Source organism: Dactylosporangium sp. NPDC005572 (genome assembly GCF_040605515.1).
Lineage (GTDB): Bacteria > Actinomycetota > Actinomycetes > Mycobacteriales > Micromonosporaceae > Dactylosporangium.
Genome location: NZ_JBEXCY010000018.1, coordinates 67,651 through 84,595, shown reverse-complemented (window position 1 = coordinate 84,595; position 16,945 = coordinate 67,651). Strand labels below are relative to the sequence as shown.

Genomic DNA, 16,945 nt, shown 5'->3' with positions numbered 1-16,945 from the left:
GGCCTGTGCGGACCACCCCCGCGTGCGCGGGGAAGACGGAGGTCGGAACATCTCGGGCCGGTAACTCCGGGGACCACCCCCGCGTGCGCGGGGAAGACACTTCTTGACCTGCTACGTTAGAGATCGACTAGTCGGATTTTGTTCAGTACTTTCGATCATGGTTGTGGTCAATCTTCGACGACGCGTGCTGGTGCGGCACCGGCGCTGCGAGCACGAAAAGTTGATCGCGGGGGCGCAGGTTTCCTGGTCGCAGGGTACTGCACGCCGCACGCCGTACGCGGCTGTGACGTGCTGTCAGCGTCGGGACGGCGGTGTCGACGCGTTGCTGGACCGTGGCTGTGCCTTCGCGGCGTTTCAGGACTCTGGGGCCGCATCCGCGTCGAGGTCGACCGTCAGGTGTCCGGACGTGATGCCGTCGTTGATCTCACGGATCAGTGTCGTCCCCACGGTGGTGGTGTGCTCGAGCTTGGTGCGAAGCTCTGCGAGCCTGCGAAACATCCGTCCATGTTGTGCTTGCTCGTGCAGTGTCAGCACCGGGACCGTGAGGCGTTTGAGATCGAGGCGCGGGGCGCCGCTGCTGCTGGAGGCGCGGCTGGCGACCCGGACGTTGTCGGAGCGGGAGAGGATGCCGGCGACGAACCAAGGATCGAACAACGCCGGATCTACTCGGAGAGCTTGCAGGCCTGGTGTGAGTTCGGTGTCGACCTGCTCGGCGGTGGCGACGTGAGCGATGATCTCACGGCCGATGAGCTGGATGAGGATGTCGCCGGTGCGTATCCGGGCGGCATCTGAGGGGATGGCTGGTATATCTGTCGATGCTTCAGTGTTCGGCGTACCGGGGGAGATCGGCGGAGTTTGATCGCCGAGCGGCCGGGGTCGTGTCGATGTGCGCAGGATGGAGATGCTGCCTGAGCGGACGAGGTCGGCGAGCATGGCTTGCGGCGCAGTGCGAAGTGTCGCCGTCGTTGCTGGCCGGACAGTGGGTAGTTCGTGCTGCAGGTCGATGAGCAGCTGCTGGAGTTCGGCGATGCCGGCAATGGTGTGGGTCGGGTCGGTGGTCTGGTCGCCTGACGGTGGCAGGTAGCGCAGCGGGGTGAGGTCGACCTGTTCGTCGAGGATCTCGACGACCGGCACGGCTCGCTGAGTGCCGGGCTCGTCGGTGTGCCGGCCGGCATGGAAGTCGCGCCATGCCGCCGTGGCGAGCTCGGTGAAGGCTTTGCCGGCGGGGGCCGCGTTGACGAACAGGATCCGGTCGCCGGTCGGCTGGTGCTCGTCGGGCTGGGTGAGTACCCAGATGAGCAGGCCGATGCCGGCCGGGGGCATCAGGCCGGTGGGGAGTGCGATGACTGCGCGGAGTGCGCCCCGGCGGACGAGTTCGGCGCGGATGCGTCGTCCGGCGGGGCGTAGGGCGGTGGCCGGCGGCATGAGTACGACCGCGGTACCGCCGGGGGAGAGGTGGGCGAGGGCGTGTTGGACCCAGGCGAGTTCGGGTTCGGTGCGTGGTGGCATGCCGTAGGCCCAGCGTGGGTCGTAGGCGAGCCGGTCGTGGCCCCAGTCGTGGATGCCGAACGGGAAGTTCGCGACGACGGTGTCGGCGCGCAGGTCGGGGAAGGCGTCGTTGAGCATGCTGTCGCCGAGATGCAGCATTGGGGTTTCGACCGGTTGGCCGGCTCGTTGTCCGCGTTCGTGGACGAACCAGAGGCGCAGGAGGGCGATCAATGCGTACTGTGGCTTGATTTCCTGGGCGAAGATCCGGGTCGGGTTTCCGGTGTGGAGTGCCCGGTCGGCGGCCATCCGGGCGATGGATCCGGTGCCGCAGGTGAAGTCGAGGATGCGTCCCGCGGGTCCGGCGATGGTCAGCATCGTGTCGGCGACCGGGTCGGGGGTGCCGGCGAGGCCGGACATCGACTTTGGCGACGTGACGTACTGGTTGTGCAGGTATTCGAACGCTTGCTCGGGGTCCTGTTCACGGGCCAGCTGGTCCACGGTGCGCAGGATCGCGGTGAGCTGTTGTCCCCATTGTTCGGGCAGGACCGCGCCGACTCGGGTGGCGAGCTCGCGGTCGATGGTGCGCAGCTTGCCGGTGAGTTGTCTGGGTGTGAGCAGGCCGGTGCCGTGCGCCGGCTGGGTGGAGCGGGCGAGGAGGTAGGCGCCGGCGATGCCGAGGGCGTCGCCGATCTGACCTGCGGGCTGGTAGCTCTCGATGTGGCGCCATGCCCAGTGTTCGGTGCCGGCCTGGTGGAGCTTGCCCTGGCGGCGCAGCCAGTCCTCGACGTCGCGGGCGTTGAAGCTCGGGCTGGCGGCGGTGCCGCCGACCGGGGCGGGGAAGTCGGCGTAGCGGCGGCGCCAGTTGCTCACCGCTGCCCGGCCGACGTTGGCCAGCTTGGCGATGCCGCTGGCGGTCAGCGTGACGTCACCGATGACCGTGTTTCGCTCGCTTGTCACACGTGAACACTAGCATCTCCGTGTGGCTTTGTGACTTGTGTTCACAGCGGCATGGCGTCTACGCTTGCCTCGTTCACATCGAGGAGGGGGCGTCATGGCGCGGCGTGGGCACAGCACCAGCATCGGGAAGTTCGCGAAGCTGCACCACGATCGGCGGGTCTCCGAGATCCGTGTGCTTGGGGAGTTGCTGCGCCGGGAGCGGCGCGCCGTCCAGCACGAACCGGCGGCTCGGGATGTCACGCCGATCGGCGCCGCCGTCGGCCACCACGACTGAAGGAGGACCATGAACACGGTTGTTCGCACCTGCACTGGCTGCCGCAGCGCCGTCCTTCGAGCCCGTCGGCTTCCTACGTGACGGCGTTCGCCGATACGCGCGTCTCGTCTGCGACCTGACGGTCTACGGGCGCGTGCTGCTTGATCTGGCCGTCGGTAGCGCCATCGCGGAGGCGTACCTGACCGCGCCGGTGCGCGACGAGCGGGCCTTTCCCGCGTACGCGCAGTTCTGTGAGCACACGGTTCGGCAGTACCACTTCCTGGTCGGTCGTGAGGAGTTCGGCGGGCTCGGTGTGCGGGTTCGTGTCGTCGACGAGGACCCGTATCCGAATGCCGAGGCGATGGCCGAGGATGTGCGGCACCGCCGGTTGCGGGTGTGGGCCAGTGCGGCGACCGCCAATCCGCATCCGTACCTCAGCGACGTCGAGAACGACATGTTCCGCGCGGTGCATGACGCGTTCGGTCATGCGGCGAGCGGGCGCGGCTTCGACGCTCACGGTGAGGAGGCGGCCTGGCTGCGGCACAGCGTGATGTATCCGCCGCTGGCGCGGCAGGCCCTCACTACCGAGATCCGCGGGCAGACATGCGCGCTGGTCTTCCGTCGCGGCGACGGGTTCCCGCAGCAGAAGGCGGCGCTGCTACCGCGGCGGTTCAGTGACCGTCGGACGGTCCTCGTCGACCGAGCGGCGGGGTGAGTGTCATGGTGCGCCGTACCGTAACTGCTCGATCTCCGCCCGCACGGTCAGCGCCTGTGGGTGCTCGGCGCCGTCGGCCCGCGCCAGATCCGCGAGCACGGCCTCGAACTGGCGCAGTGCACGGTCGCGTTCGCCCGCCGCGACGTGCGCGCGGGCGGCGCGGAGCCGGTACTCGATCGACAGTGGATGGTCGTTGGCGTACTCGTCGGCCAGTTCCCGCCACAGTCGTGCGGCGACTCGGACATTGCCTTGCGCGAACTGATGGTCCGCCTCCGCGGCGCGGTCGGCCGGCCCGGCGGTGGTGTTCGGCGCGATGCCGTGCCGAACCGGTTGGCGCCCGACGACGGCCGCGTACGCGCGGACCGGGTCGAGCTCGTCGCTGATCACCCCGGGGATCGGTGGCGGGTCGTCGGCCAGCGCCGCCAGGACCTCGTACACCTCGGCTGCGTCGGCCGGCCGGTCATCGGGGCGCAACGCGAGCAGCGCGTGTACCAGGTCGTCGAGAGCCTCGGGGATCTGTGGCCGCAGCAGTGACGGGCGCGGCGCTGGGCTGCCCAGCTGGCGGCGCACCGTGGTCATCGTCGTGGCGTCGCCGAACGGCGGCTGGCCGGTCAGCAGGTCGAACAGCACGCCGCCCAGGCCGTAGAGGTCGGTGCGGTGGTCGGTGGCCGCGCCGTCGATCTGCTCCGGTGCCATGTAGCCGACCGTGCCGGGACCTTCGCCGGTCCGGGTGATCCTGGAGTATCGCTCGTCGCCGTCGATCACGGCGACGCCGAAGTCGAGCACCTTGACCGCACCGTTGTGTTCCACCATCACGTTGCCCGGCTTGAGGTCACGGTGGACCAGGCCGATGCGGTGGGCGGCGAGCAGGACGCTACTGATCTGCGCCCCGATCGAGCACACCCGGGCGATCGGGAGCTCGTCCTGCTCGGCGATGAGATCCGTCAGGGGGATGCCCTCGATCCGCTGCAGGACGAGGTACGGCTCGCCGTCGTGGTTGTCGAGGTCGAACACGGCGGGCACGCCCGGATGGTCCAGCCGCGCCGTGAGGCGCGCCTCCCGGCGGAACCGGCGGACGAGGTCCACGGTGAGCCGGCTGGGGTTGATGGTCTTGATGATGACGGTTCGGTCGAGCTGCGTGTCCCGGGCCAGCCACACCTCGCCCATGCCGCTGCGGGCGATCGGGTGCCGCACCTCGTAGCGGTCCTTGAGGCGGTCGGCGGCCTTCACGACCGTCACTGTACCGGGAACCGCAGCGCCAGCCGGAGTGCAACGGCTGTTCGGTGGATCGCCCATCGGACATAGATTCGTGAACGGAATCCATATTGAGTTTGCATGTGGTCTGTGTTCACAATATTGTCGCACGGTCGACGTAACCGGAGGCCGGACGGATGGGGGAGTGACGGCATGGCCGAGCTGGCCATCGATCGAGACTTTCTGCCGCGCTACGGGGCGCTGCCCCGGGCCGTGCAGCGGGCCGTGTTCGCGGCGATCGGCAAGTTCGCCGAGCACACGCACGCCGGCCTGCACCTGGAGAAACTGACCGGCGCCCGGGACCCGAACGTGCGGACGTTCCGCGTCAACAACTTCTATCGCGGCATCGTCGTCGCGCTCGGCGGCGCCAGATTCCTGCTCAAGGACGTCCTGCCGCACGACGACGCCAACCACTACGCCACGACCCGGCTCTTCACGGTCAACCACGCACTCGGCATCCTCGAGGACCGTGACCAGGAACGCATCGAGGCGTTCGCCAGCGACCTGCCCGCCACCGCACCGGCCGGGGTGCTCGACCACGTGCCCGGCACCGAACTGACCCGGCTGGGCGTGGACCCCGACCTCATCCCGCTGCTGCGCCGAGTCAACAGCGAACCGCAGCTGCTCAGCCTCTGCAAACTGCTGCCCGAGACCCAGCGCACGGCACTGACCGGCTTCGCCGCCGGCCTGCCCGCCGACGAGATCTGGCGCGAAGTATCCGGACTGGTCATGCTCGGCGAAGAGCCCGGCGACGTCGACCCGCACGACCTCACCGCGGCCGCCCGCCGGACGCCGGACCGGATCGCGTTCGTCAACGGCCCGATCGAGCTCGCCGCCATCCTGGAGCACCCGTTCGACCTGTGGCGGACGTTCCTGCACCCGACGCAGCGCGACGTCGCCCACCGCGACGTCTACAGCGGCCCGGCCCTGCTGACCGGCAGCGCTGGTACCGGCAAGACCGTCACCGGCCTGCACCGCGCCGTGTTCCTCGCCGGCCGGCTGCCGGACGACGGCGGCAAGGTGCTCCTGACCACGTTCACTCGCGCGCTCGCCGAGGCACTCGACCGTCAGCTGGACCGCCTGTGCGACACGCCGGCGGTCCGCGCCCGCATCGACGTGATCAGCATCGACCGGCTGGCATACGACATCGTCACCCGCGGCCGGCGCAAGAAGTTCACGATCGGCAGCGACGAGGTACTGGACCCGCTGTGGGCTGCGGCCGCTGCTGCGGGTCCGACGTACCAGAACCGCGCCGGAAAGATCACAAAGTACAGCGGCGCGTTCCTGCGCCGCGAGTGGGAGCAGGTGATCCTGGCCCAAGGGCTGACCACCGTCGACGCGTACCGCGACGCCGCCCGCACCGGCCGGGGCGAAGGGCTGCGGGCCGCGCACCGCGACCAGGTGTGGGCCGCGATCCAGGCCGTCGTCGACCAGATGACCGCCCGCAATCTGCGCACTCACACCCAGCTCGCCGACGAGGCCGCCGCCATCGCCGGCACCGGACCCGCCCCGTACCGCCACCTCGTGGTGGACGAGGGCCAGGACCTGCACCCCGCGCAGTGGCGGCTGCTACGTGCTCTCGTCGCCCCCGGACCCAACGACATGTTCCTGCTCGCCGACCCCTACCAGCGCATCTACGACAACCAGGTCTCGCTCGCGCAGGTCGGCATCCAGGTCCGGGGCCGGACCCGGCGCCTCACCGTCAACTACCGCACCACCCACGAGATCCTCGACCTGTCGGTGCGCGTGCTTAGCGGCGACGACACCGTCGGCCTCGACGACGAACACGACACGCTGCGCGGATACCGCGCCGTCACCCACGGCGGCACCCCCAGCGTCACCACCCACACCGACCGCGACGGGGAGCTCGACGCGCTCATCGAGCAGGTCGGCACCTGGCTCGACCAGGGCGTCGAACCACACGCCATCGGCGTCGCCGCCCGCACCGGCCGCGTCGTCGACGTCGTCAGCCGCACGCTGCAGGACGCCAACATCGACGTCGCCGACGACAAGCGCGGCGTCATCGGTGTCCGCGTCGCGACCATGCACGGCATGAAGGGCCTGGAGTTCCGCTGCCTTGCCGTCGTCGGCCTCGACGCCGGGGTGCTGCCCGCCCCGAACGCGGTCACCTCGGCCGCCGACGACCCGCACGCCCACCGCCAGGACCTGCAGCGGGAACGGTGCCTGTTGTTCGTCGCGATGACCCGGGCCCGCGACGTGCTGTACCTGTCGCACAGCGGTGCCCCCAGCACCCTGCTACCTATCAGGCTCGCACCGGGGACTCCGGTCGCACCGGCCCGGGCGGCGTCGTGACGCTCATGAGCACCAGGATCACAGGTGGTCCGCCGCTGAGCGACGCAGCCCGCTCGGCGTGGGGCAAGACGGATCGCACCGGCATAGCCCCGGTCGGCTGGCTGCCGCTGTGGCGGCACCTCGCGGACTCCGCCGACGTCGCCGGTCGTCTCTGGGACCACTGGCTCAGCCCCGCCGTCCGCCGCCGCATCGCCGACGAACTGCCCGGCGGCGCCCGCGACGGCCGCACGCTCGCCGTCTTCCTCGCCGGCGTCCACGACATCGGCAAGGCCACCCCCGCCTTCGCCATCCAGAGCCAGCCGTACGCGCGCCGGATGCGCGACCGTGGCCTGACCTTCCAAGCCCCGCTGATCGAGGCCGACCGGCGATTCGCGCCGCACGCCGCCGCCGGCCATGTCGTGCTCGCCGACTGGCTCAACGACCAAGGCTGGGCCGACCCTCACCCCTACGCCGTCGTCGTCGGCGGCCATCACGGCGTCCCGCCCACCGACGAGCTGCTGCAAGGCGTGCAGAGCCGCCTGTACCTGCTCGGTGACCCCGCCTGGCAAGACGTCCAGCGGGAACTGCTGGCCTGGATGGGCGAGCGGTCCGGCGCCGGCGACCGCCTCACCGACTGGGACCAGGCCACACTGTCGCAGCCGGTGCAGGCCGCCCTCACGGGCCTCGTCATCACCGCCGACTGGATCGCCAGCGACGAGGAGCTTTTCCCGTACCTGCTGGCCAGCACCGACGACGACCGGCTGCGTATCGGCTGGGACCACCTGGCCCTGCCCACACCCTGGACGCCCGCCCCCACACCAGCCGGCGTCGACGAGCTCTTCGCCGCCCGGTTCGACCTGCCGCCCGGAGCGGCACCCCGACCGGTCCAGCGCACCCTCGCCGAACTCGCCGAGACCATGCCGGCACCCGGCATGATGATCGTCGAAGCGGCGATGGGCGAGGGCAAGACCGAAGCCGCCCTGGCCGCGGCCGAGATCCTCGCCCGGCGGACCTCGGCGTCCGGCTGCTACCTGGCGCTGCCCACCCGGGCCACCAGCGACGCCATGTTCGGGCGCATGCTGTCCTGGCTGCAGCGGCTGCCCGACGCCGACACCGGCCGCGGCGAACGCGACGTCCGGCTCGCTCACGGCAAAGCCGCCCTCAACCCCGAATACGACCGCCTGCGGCACCGCCCCCTGCCCAGCGGCATCGCGCAGGACGCCGGCGGCACCGATCTCGGTGTCCACGCCTGGTTCGCCGGCGGCAAACGCGCCCTGCTGTCCAGCTTCGTCGTCGGTACCATCGACCAGTTGCTCTTCGCTGCGCTGCGCAGCAAACACCTCGTGCTGCGCCACCTCGGCCTGGCCGGCAAGGTCGTCATCATCGACGAGGCACACGCCTACGACGTCTTCATGGGCCGCTTCCTCGACCGCGCCCTGCAATGGCTCGGCGGCTACGGCGTCCCAGTCGTGGTGCTGTCCGCGACCCTGCCCGCGCAGCGCCGGGCAGAGCTCATGGAGGCCTACGACCGCGGGAGGCTCGGACCGCCCCCCAGACCCGGCTGGCGGGACCGCGGCAAGCCGAAAATCGACCCGTACGCGCCGCTGCGCACCGACCTGCGCTACCCACTGGTCACCGTCTCCGCCGCCGAACGAGGCGCCACCGCGACCACCTGCGCCGACTCCGGCCGCAGCGCCACCGTTCAGCTGCACCGGCTCGACGACGACCCAGCCGCCCTGGCCGAGCTGCTCCGCAAACGGCTCGCCGACGGCGGCTGCGCCCTGGTCGTGCGCAACACCGTCGCCCGGGTCCAGCAGACCGCCACCGACCTGCGTGCCGCCCTCGGACCCGACACACCGGTGGCGGTTGCGCACTCCCGGTTCATGGCCGTCGACCGCGCCGCGAAAGACCGCTGGCTACGTGAAACGTTCGGGCCGCCCGGCACCGCCGCCCGGCCGCACCGGCACGTCGTCGTCGCCAGCCAGGTCGCCGAGCAGTCCCTCGACATCGACTTCGACCTGCTCGTCACCGACCTCGCCCCGGTCGACCTGATCCTGCAGCGCATCGGCCGGCTGCACCGCCACTCCCGCACCGGACGTCCAGCCCGGCTCACCATACCCACCTGCTGGATCACCGGCGCCGACTGGACCACCGAACCGCCGCAGCCCGTCCCGGGCTCACGCCGCGTCTATCAGGCCTCAGCGCTGCTGCGGTCGGCCGCCGTGCTGCTGCCACACCTGGACGGCGAAGCGCTGCGGCTGCCAGCCGACATCGCACCCCTCACCCAGGACGCCTACGGCGACACACCGGTCGGCCCACCCGCCTGGCAGCCGGCAATGGCCGAGGCCCAGGCACGGGCGGAGGAGGAGACGACCGCCAAGAGTCTGAAGGCGGACGGCTTCCGGCTCGCCGAGCCGGGGGAGCCCGGCGCATCGCTGATCAACTGGCTCACCGGTGGCGTCGGGAACCCAGATGAGCGCACCGCCCGCGGTCACGTCCGCGACACCGACGGCGAAACCCTCGACGTCCTGCTGCTGGTCCGCACCCCGGACGGCCTGGTGGTGCCGCCCTGGATCGATGGGGGCGGCGTGGCGGTGCCGACCGGCAGCGTCCCACGGTGGCCGCTGCCGCGGCGGATCGCCCGGTGCACCCTGCCGCTGCCCCGCACGATGACCGCCCCGGAGGTCATCGACGACGTCATCGCCGCCCTCGAACAACGTATCGACCTCAGCGCCTGGCAGGACAGTGCGTGGCTGGCCGGCGAGCTCGTCCTCGACGTCGACACCGACGGCACCGCCACCGTGGCGGACTTCGCATTGCACTACGACCCGCACGAAGGGCTGCGCGTCGAACGCGCCGTCTGACCCAACCCACCAAGAGGAGGTGTGACCGTGACCGGTTCACCGCATCCCGCCGGGTTCTTGTTGCTGGACGAGGCGTGGGTCCCGGTGCTGGATGCCGCCGGGCAGCGCCGCGACGTGTCGCTGCTCGGCCTGTTCGAGGAGGCCCCGCAGCTGCGCATGATCGCCTGTGAACTGCCGTCGCAGACCTTCGCGGTACTGCGGCTGGCGCTCGCGATCCTGCATCGCGCGACCGACGGCCCGGTCGGCGAGGCCGCGTGGCGTGCGCTGTGGCGCGACGACCGGCTACCGCTGCCCGACGTCGTCGACTACCTCGGCGAGTTCCGGCACAGGTTCGACCTGCTCCACCCCGAGGAGCCGTTCTACCAGGTCGCCGGCCTGCGCGCCGACAAGGACAACACGTATGGCCTGGAGCGGCTGATCGCCGACGTGCCCAACGGCATGCAGTTCCTGACCGCACGGGCCGGGACCGGCATTGATTCGATCTCACCGGCCGAGGCGGCCCGCTGGCTCGTGCACTGCCAGGCGTTCGACTCGTCCGGCATCAAGACCGGCGCCGTCGGCGATCCCCGGGTCAAGAGCGGCAAGGGCTACCCCATGGGCGTCGCGTCCGCGGGTTCGCTCGGCGGGGTCTACCTGGAGGGCGCATCACTGCGGGAAACCCTGCTGCTCAATCTCATACCCGTCGCGCCGGACTGGCGGGCCGCCGACGAGCTCGACCTGCCGGCCTGGGAGCGGCCACCGCAGACCGCTGTCGAGGAATCGGAGAAGACCCGAGGACCGTACGGCATCCTCGGCCTGTACACGTGGCAGTCACGCCGGATCCGGCTGTTCGGCAACCGCGCCGGGATCACCGGCGCCATGATCTCCAACGGGGACCCGATCGACTGGCAGGATCGCCACCGGCTGGAGCCGATGAGCGTCTGGGGCCGCAGCGGACCGCGCGAGAAGCAGCAGAAGCGCGTCCCGGTCTATCTGCCCCGGCCGCACGATCACACCCGGGCGTTGTGGCGGGGCCTGCACACTCTGTTGCCGCTGGCGCCGTCGCCCGGCAGCGAGCCGCAGCAGCGGCTGTCGCCGCTCGTGCAGCAGTGGCTGGCCCGTCTCACGGTCACCGGCGTCGTCGAGCCGGACCGTCGCGTGTTGCACCGGGCGGTGAGCGTCACCTACGGCACCCAGAACGCGGTCGTTGACGAGGTCTACGGCGACTCGCTGACCATGAACGTCCTCCTCGCCGACGAGCAGTCGCCGCTGCGTACCGCCGCATTGGATGCTGCCGGCGACGCCGACGCCGCGGTCAGGGTGCTGCGGACCCTCGCAGCCAATCTGGTGCGTGCCGCCGGCGGCTCCGGCACGGAGACCGGCGCGGCCGACCGCGCTGCCGAGGACGCGTACAGCCTTCTCGACCGGTTGTTCCGCGACTGGCTGGCCGGGCTCGGCCCGGCCAGCGACCTGGCCGACGTGCGCACCACGTGGCAGCGACGGGTCCGGAGGGCCGTCCGGCAGATCGGTGACGACCTGGTCGCTGCGGCCGGCCCGGACGCGTGGGTCGGCCGTCTCGTCGCGGACCGCAACGGTGTCGAGGTCCACTACTCCACCTCCCAAGCCGAGGTGTGGTTCCTGCGCAGCCTGGCCAAGGCACTGCCGATGGCCGTCGACCGAACGCACCAGCACGAGGAGGTACCGCAGTGACCACGGCAGCGACGGACCGGCCGAACGCGTCGGCACGCAAAGCTCCGACCCGGCCCCGCCGGGCCCTGGGTGACCACGTCGCCGCAACAGTCGGCAAACTGCAGGCACAGGTGCTGCATGAGCCGCCGGTGCCCGAGGCGGTCGGCGCGATCGCCCGCCTGCGCCGCTGCATCGGCCGCATCCCCGGGGCCGACTACACCCTGGGAACGTACCTGTCGGTGCCCGACGAGCTGCTGCGCGGCCGGCCGAGGACCGAGACCGACGCCTACGACGCCGAGTACGCGGTGCACGACGCGATCACCCTGTACGCACTGCACCAGCAGTCCCGCCGGGAGCGGATGCACGTCAGCGGCAGTGGACTCGGTGTCGCGCTCGCCGCCCTGGTCCGCAAGAGCGTCAGCCCGGAAGGCGTGCGGCGCCGGTTCGCGGCGCTCGGCACCGCCACCAGCTACGCCGAAAGCATCCACCACCTGCGCGGCCTCGTCACCATGCTGCGCGAACACCAGATCCCGGTCGACTACGGCCTGCTCGCCGACGACCTCTACACCCTGCGCCAGCCGGCCGGGCAGCCACCCGGCCGGCCCTCCGGACGGGCCACCGTCCAGGCCGTGTGGGGTCGCGAGTTCTTCCGCACCCGCCCCACGGCCGGCGACACCAACGACTCCGGCAACCCCAGTGACTCCGCCACCGAGACCGAGGAGCGTGCCCAGTGAACCGCACCATCATCGACGTGTACGCGCTGCAGACCGTGCCCCCGAGCAACCTCAACCGCGACGACACCGGCTCCCCGAAGACCGCCACCTACGGCGGCGTCCGTCGCGCCCGCGTGTCCAGCCAGGCATGGAAGCGCGCCATCCGGATCGCGTTCAAGGACCTGCTGGACCGCTCGCAGCTCGGTGAGCGCACCAAGCGTGTCGGCGAGTCGCTCGCGGCCCGGATCAAGGCGCTGGACCCGCAACTGACCGACGAGGCCGCATCCACGCTGGCCGCCGAAGCGTTCGCCGCGATCGGCCTCGCCAAGGCTGAGAAGAAGAAGGGTGAGGTGAAGGATGTCGAGTCGAGCTATCTGCTGTTCCTCAGTCACCGCCAGCTCGACAACATCGCCGCCGCGGCCCTCGAGGCCTCCCGAGCCGGCACCGCGCCCGACAAGGGGCGACTCAAGACGCTCGCGAACACCGAGCACTCCGTTGACATTGCCATGTTCGGCCGGATGGTCGCCGACATGGCCGACATCAACGTCGACGCCGCCTGCCAGGTCGCGCACGCCATTAGCGTGCACGCGGTCGACAACGAGTATGACTACTTCACCGCCGTCGACGACCGCAAACACGACGCCGACGAGACGGGCGCCGGCATGATCGGTACCGTCGAATTCAACTCCTCCACCCTCTACCGGTATGCCACCGTCGACGTGAACCGGCTGCACGAGACCCTCGGTGACGCCGCCGCCACCCGTGCGGCCGTCGAGGCGTTCCTCACCGCGTTCGCCCGCAGCGTGCCGACCGGCAAGCAGAACACGTTCGCCCACCGGACCCTGCCCGACGCGGTCCTGGTCCGGGTCCGCGACACCCAGCCGATCAACATGGTCGGCGCGTTCGAGACCGCTGTCCAGGAAACCGAGGCGTCCGGCCGGGTCAAGCTGGCCGCCGCCGCCCTCGCCGACCACATCACCGCGGTCGAAGGCGCCTACGGTGAACAGCCGACCGGAAGCTGGGTCACACACGTCGGCGACCAGACCGCAGTGCTGGCCGACCTCGGCACGGTGGTCACCCTCGGCGATCTCGTCAGCGGGGTGGGGGAGCGGGTCGCGGCGGCGCTCGGCCGACCGGCATGAGCGTGCTCCTGCTCCAGCTGGCCGGGCCGATGCAGGCATGGGGTGCCTCCAGCCGGTTCGCCCGCCGCAGCACCGAGGTCGCTCCGACCAAGAGCGGCGTCATCGGCCTCCTCGCCGCGGCGAAGGGCATCCGCCGCACAGAGCCCCTCACCGAGCTGCTCGGCCTCGAGTTCGGCGTGCGGCTGGACCAGCCCGGCCAGGTCCTGCGCGACTTCCACACCGCGCACACCGCGGACGGCAAGAGCGCCCCGCTGACACACCGCTTCTACCTTGCCGACGCCGCGTTCCTGGCCGCTGTCAGCGGCGATCGAAACCTCCTGACCGGTCTCGACGAAGCGCTACGCCGACCGCATTTTCCGCTGTACCTCGGCCGTCGGTCCTGTCCACCGGCACGCTCCGTCACCCTCGGTGTCCACGACCAGTCCCTCGACGAGACGTTGAGCGGCTGGCCGTGGCTCGCCGCCGACTGGCACCGCCGCAAGGCGGCCCGCACCGTCCGGCTTGAGATCATTCGTGACGCTCGGCCTGGAGAACCCGTCGCCGAAACCATCCACGACGAGCCACTCAGCTTCGACCCGGCACACCGCCAGCACACCTGGCGTGCCGTCCACCGCAGCCACGTGACGATCAGCAACGACCTCACCGAACGGGCCGGCGTCACCGAGCATGACCCGCTAAGCCTGCTGGGAGGCTGAGCATGTACCTCACCAGGTTCACCATCGACACCACCCGCCGCGGCGCGCGGAAGCTGCTGGCCTCACCACAGGCCATGCACGCCGCAGTCCGCGGTGCCTTCCCAGTGCCGGAGGACCACGAACGGCCGGGGGCGCGGACCCTCTGGCGGCTCGACACCACCACCGACGGCACCATCCAGCTCTACCTCGTCAGCCCCGGCCAGCCCGACCTCACCCACTTGGTCGAGCAGGCCGGCCGGCCCACCGCAGAGGCCTGGACCACCCGGCCCTACGACGGACTCCTCGCGTCCCTACAACCCGGCCAGCGATGGGCGTTCCGCCTCACCGCGAATCCGACCCGCAGCGGCCGCAAGACCGCCGACGCCAAGGAAACCCAACGCTTCGGCCACCTCCGTGTCGAGGACCAGACCCAGTGGCTGATCACCCGAGGCGAACGGTGCGGCTTCGCCATCGCGCCCCAACGCGACGGCGAGCCCAACCTCAAGCTGCACCGCCGGCAGACGGTCACCTTCCGCCGTGCCGCAACCGCCGTCACCCTCACCACGGTCACCTACGACGGCCTGCTCGACATCACCGACGCCGACGCCTTCCGCCAGTCACTGACGGTCGGCATCGGCCACGCCAAAGCCTACGGATGCGGGCTGCTGACCATCGCACCCGCGAACTGAGCAACGAACCGGCCGATGCCGATTCCCGGAGTACCACCAGCCGAACTTCCCGACCTGACCCGCGCCGAGGACCGGATCAGCTTCATCTACCTCGAACGCGCCGTCATCCACCGCGACAGCAACGCGCTCACCGCCACCGACGACCGTGGCGTCGTGCACATCCCGGCCGCTACGGTGAGCGTGTTGCTGCTCGGCCCAGGCACCAGCATTACCCACCAAGCCGTCGCCCTGCTCGCCGACCACGGCGCCACCGCCGTCTGGGTCGGCGAGCGGGGCGTGCGCTACTACGCCCACGGCCGTTCCCTCGCCGCATCCACCCGGCTCCTCGTCGCCCAGGCGGCCGCCGTCAGCCACCGCGGCCGCCGGCTCGCCGTCGCCCGCTCGATGTATGCGATGCGCTTCCCCGGCGAAGACACCACCGGCCTCACCATGCAGCAACTACGCGGCAAAGAGGGTGCCCGGGTCCGCCGCGCCTACCGGGAACACGCCGCCCGGACCGGGGTGGCATGGAACCATCGTGAGTACGACCGCGAAGACTTCAGTTCCGGCGATCCGATCAACCAGGCACTGTCTGCCGCGCACGCCTGCCTGTACGGCATCGTCCATGGCGTCATCGTCGCGCTTGGCGCCGCACCCGGACTCGGCTTCGTCCACACCGGACACGAACGCGCCTTCGTCTACGACATCGCCGACCTCTACAAAGCTGAGATCACCATCCCGGTCGCGTTCGACGTTGTCTCCGGCGGCTCCACCGACATCCCGGCAGACACCCGCCGAGCAGTCCGCGACCGCGTCCATGACGGCGCGATCCTGTCCCGCTGCGTCCGCGACATTCGCGCGCTGCTGCTGCAGCCGCAGCCGACCGGTGAGATCGACGAAACCGACGAGCTGGCGCTCTGGGACGACAGCGGCATCGAAGTGGCCGCAGGCCGGAACTACGCCGTCGGCGACGGCGAGGAGATCGACTTCTGATGACGGTCATCATCCTCACGGCCTGCCCGCCCGGCCTCCGTGGCCACCTCACCCAATGGCTGCTGGAGATCTCAGCCGGCGTGTACGTCGGCCACATCAGCTCACGCGTGCGCCGCCGCCTTTGGGCACGAGTCAAAGATCTGGCCGGCCCCGGACGCGCCCTCATCGTCTACCAGATCCCCGGCGAGCAACGCCTATCCTTCGAAGCGCACGATCACCACTGGACACCGGAGGATTTCGACGGCATCACCCTGATCCGGCGCCCCGCCAACCCGATCTTCAACCCGGCAATGCCGTCCGGCTGGAGCAACGCCGCCCGGCGTCGCCGATACGGCCGCCGCCAGCAGCCAACCCGGCGTCCAGCAAGTGAATAGAATCGGCCGAGTGGATCTTCAACGCTGCAGGTCAACAAGTGTGCTCCCCGCGCACGCGGGGATGGTCCCTCACAGGATCTTGGGAGTCTCCAGCAGCCGCCGTGCTCCCCGCGCACGCGGGGATGGTCCGCTGACGAATCCGGCTGGAGAACGCCAGAACGAGTGCTCCCCGCGCACGCGGGGATGGTCCTGGAAAGGCGGCGTATTAGTCCCCCGTGGAGGAGTGCTCCCCGCGCACGCGGGGATGGTCCAGGTCGGGCATCCCTGACGATGGCGGACTCTGCGTGCTCCCCGCGCACGCGGGGATGGTCCCGGCACCACGCTCAAGAACGGGCTCAACGAGAAGTGCTCCCCGCGCACGCGGGGATGGTCCGCGGTTAGTGCCTTGCAGGCCACCCGGCGGGACGTGCTCCCCGCGCACGCGGGGATGGTCCGCCGTACAGCAGGGTGCCGAGGCCGTACGGGTCGTGCTCCCCGCGCACGCGGGGATGGTCCCTGCCGCATCTCGCTCGCGGTCGGGTGGGTGCCGTGCTCCCCGCGCACGCGGGGATGGTCCGAAATGAATCCATCGAAGTCCGGCGCGCCGCCCGTGCTCCCCGCGCACGCGGGGATGGTCCGGGCGCTGGACTGCGACCGCGCACTACACGCTGGTGCTCCCCGCGCACGCGGGGATGGTCCGTGCAGGGTGATTCGGGGTGGTGGCCTGGACCGGTGCTCCCCGCGCACGCGGGGATGGTCCCCCGATCAGCGTGTTGTTGTTGAGGTCTTCCATGTGCTCCCCGCGCACGCGGGGATGGTCCGTCCTTGTATTCCTTCATCCGGACGAAACCAGTGTGCTCCCCGCGCACGCGGGGATGGTCCGTCCTTGTATTCCTTCATCCGGACGAAAC

13 protein-coding genes and 1 CRISPR repeat array are annotated in these 16,945 nt (G+C 70.5%); of the genes, 11 read left to right on the top strand and 2 right to left on the bottom strand.

The annotated features are described in order from the left end of the window. Positions 1–354: 354 nt before the first annotated feature. Positions 355–2,445 carry an N-6 DNA methylase gene (locus ABZS66_RS12495; RefSeq protein WP_354757214.1) on the bottom strand — a complete coding sequence of 697 codons (2,091 nt, stop codon included), beginning with the start codon at positions 2,443–2,445 and terminating at the stop codon, positions 355–357. A gap of 94 nt (positions 2,446–2,539) precedes the next feature. On the opposite strand from ABZS66_RS12495, the gene ABZS66_RS12490 reads away from it, so the two are divergent. Continuing rightward, positions 2,540–2,719, top strand: coding sequence for a hypothetical protein (locus ABZS66_RS12490; protein WP_354757213.1), 180 nt, complete (start codon positions 2,540–2,542; stop codon positions 2,717–2,719). Positions 2,720–2,738: 19 nt separating this feature from the next. Continuing rightward, a complete protein-coding gene (locus ABZS66_RS12485; RefSeq protein ID WP_354757212.1) occupies positions 2,739–3,413 on the top strand; it encodes a hypothetical protein in 675 nt (224 codons plus the stop codon). A 3-nt stretch (positions 3,414–3,416) separates the two neighbouring features. On the opposite strand, the gene ABZS66_RS12480 is transcribed toward ABZS66_RS12485, so the two are convergent. After that, positions 3,417–4,643 carry a serine/threonine-protein kinase gene (locus tag ABZS66_RS12480; RefSeq protein ID WP_354757211.1) on the bottom strand — a complete coding sequence of 409 codons (1,227 nt, stop codon included), beginning with the start codon at positions 4,641–4,643 and terminating at the stop codon, positions 3,417–3,419. Positions 4,644–4,820: 177 nt separating this feature from the next. On the opposite strand from ABZS66_RS12480, the gene ABZS66_RS12475 reads away from it, so the two are divergent. The 9 genes from ABZS66_RS12475 to cas2e are packed head-to-tail and all read left to right on the top strand — an operon-like array spanning position 4,821 to position 16,055. Then, positions 4,821–6,980 (top strand): UvrD-helicase domain-containing protein, encoded by a 2,160-nt coding sequence (locus ABZS66_RS12475; protein WP_354757210.1) that lies wholly within the window; start codon positions 4,821–4,823, stop codon positions 6,978–6,980. Positions 6,981–6,985: 5 nt separating this feature from the next. Continuing rightward, positions 6,986–9,823: a CRISPR-associated helicase Cas3' gene (cas3, locus tag ABZS66_RS12470; protein WP_354757209.1), complete on the top strand. Its 2,838-nt coding sequence runs from the start codon at positions 6,986–6,988 to the stop codon at positions 9,821–9,823. A 27-nt stretch (positions 9,824–9,850) separates the two neighbouring features. Continuing rightward, the gene (casA, locus tag ABZS66_RS12465) at positions 9,851–11,512 is read left to right on the top strand and encodes a type I-E CRISPR-associated protein Cse1/CasA (protein WP_354757208.1); all 1,662 of its coding nucleotides are present in this window, start codon (positions 9,851–9,853) and stop codon (positions 11,510–11,512) included. Continuing rightward, positions 11,509–12,225 (top strand): type I-E CRISPR-associated protein Cse2/CasB, encoded by a 717-nt coding sequence (gene casB, locus ABZS66_RS12460; protein WP_354757207.1) that lies wholly within the window; start codon positions 11,509–11,511, stop codon positions 12,223–12,225. Before casA ends, casB begins: the two co-directional genes overlap by 4 nt. Beyond that, positions 12,222–13,346, top strand: coding sequence for a type I-E CRISPR-associated protein Cas7/Cse4/CasC (cas7e, locus tag ABZS66_RS12455; protein ID WP_354757206.1), 1,125 nt, complete (start codon positions 12,222–12,224; stop codon positions 13,344–13,346). The genes casB and cas7e overlap by 4 nt, the downstream gene beginning before the upstream one ends. Continuing rightward, positions 13,343–14,041, top strand: a complete 699-nt coding sequence (gene cas5e, locus ABZS66_RS12450; protein WP_354757205.1) for a type I-E CRISPR-associated protein Cas5/CasD — start codon at positions 13,343–13,345, stop codon at positions 14,039–14,041. The genes cas7e and cas5e overlap by 4 nt, the downstream gene beginning before the upstream one ends. Positions 14,042–14,043: 2 nt before the next feature. Next, positions 14,044–14,709: a type I-E CRISPR-associated protein Cas6/Cse3/CasE gene (cas6e, locus tag ABZS66_RS12445; RefSeq protein ID WP_354757204.1), complete on the top strand. Its 666-nt coding sequence runs from the start codon at positions 14,044–14,046 to the stop codon at positions 14,707–14,709. 15 nt (positions 14,710–14,724) lie between these two features. After that, positions 14,725–15,681, top strand: coding sequence for a type I-E CRISPR-associated endonuclease Cas1e (gene cas1e / locus ABZS66_RS12440; protein ID WP_354757203.1), 957 nt, complete (start codon positions 14,725–14,727; stop codon positions 15,679–15,681). Then, positions 15,681–16,055: a type I-E CRISPR-associated endoribonuclease Cas2e gene (gene cas2e / locus ABZS66_RS12435; protein WP_354757202.1), complete on the top strand. Its 375-nt coding sequence runs from the start codon at positions 15,681–15,683 to the stop codon at positions 16,053–16,055. Before cas1e ends, cas2e begins: the two co-directional genes overlap by 1 nt. A gap of 40 nt (positions 16,056–16,095) precedes the next feature. After that, positions 16,096–16,916: a CRISPR direct-repeat array (repeat unit 28 nt; unit sequence GTGCTCCCCGCGCACGCGGGGATGGTCC). Between the last annotated feature and the right edge of the window lie 29 nt (positions 16,917–16,945).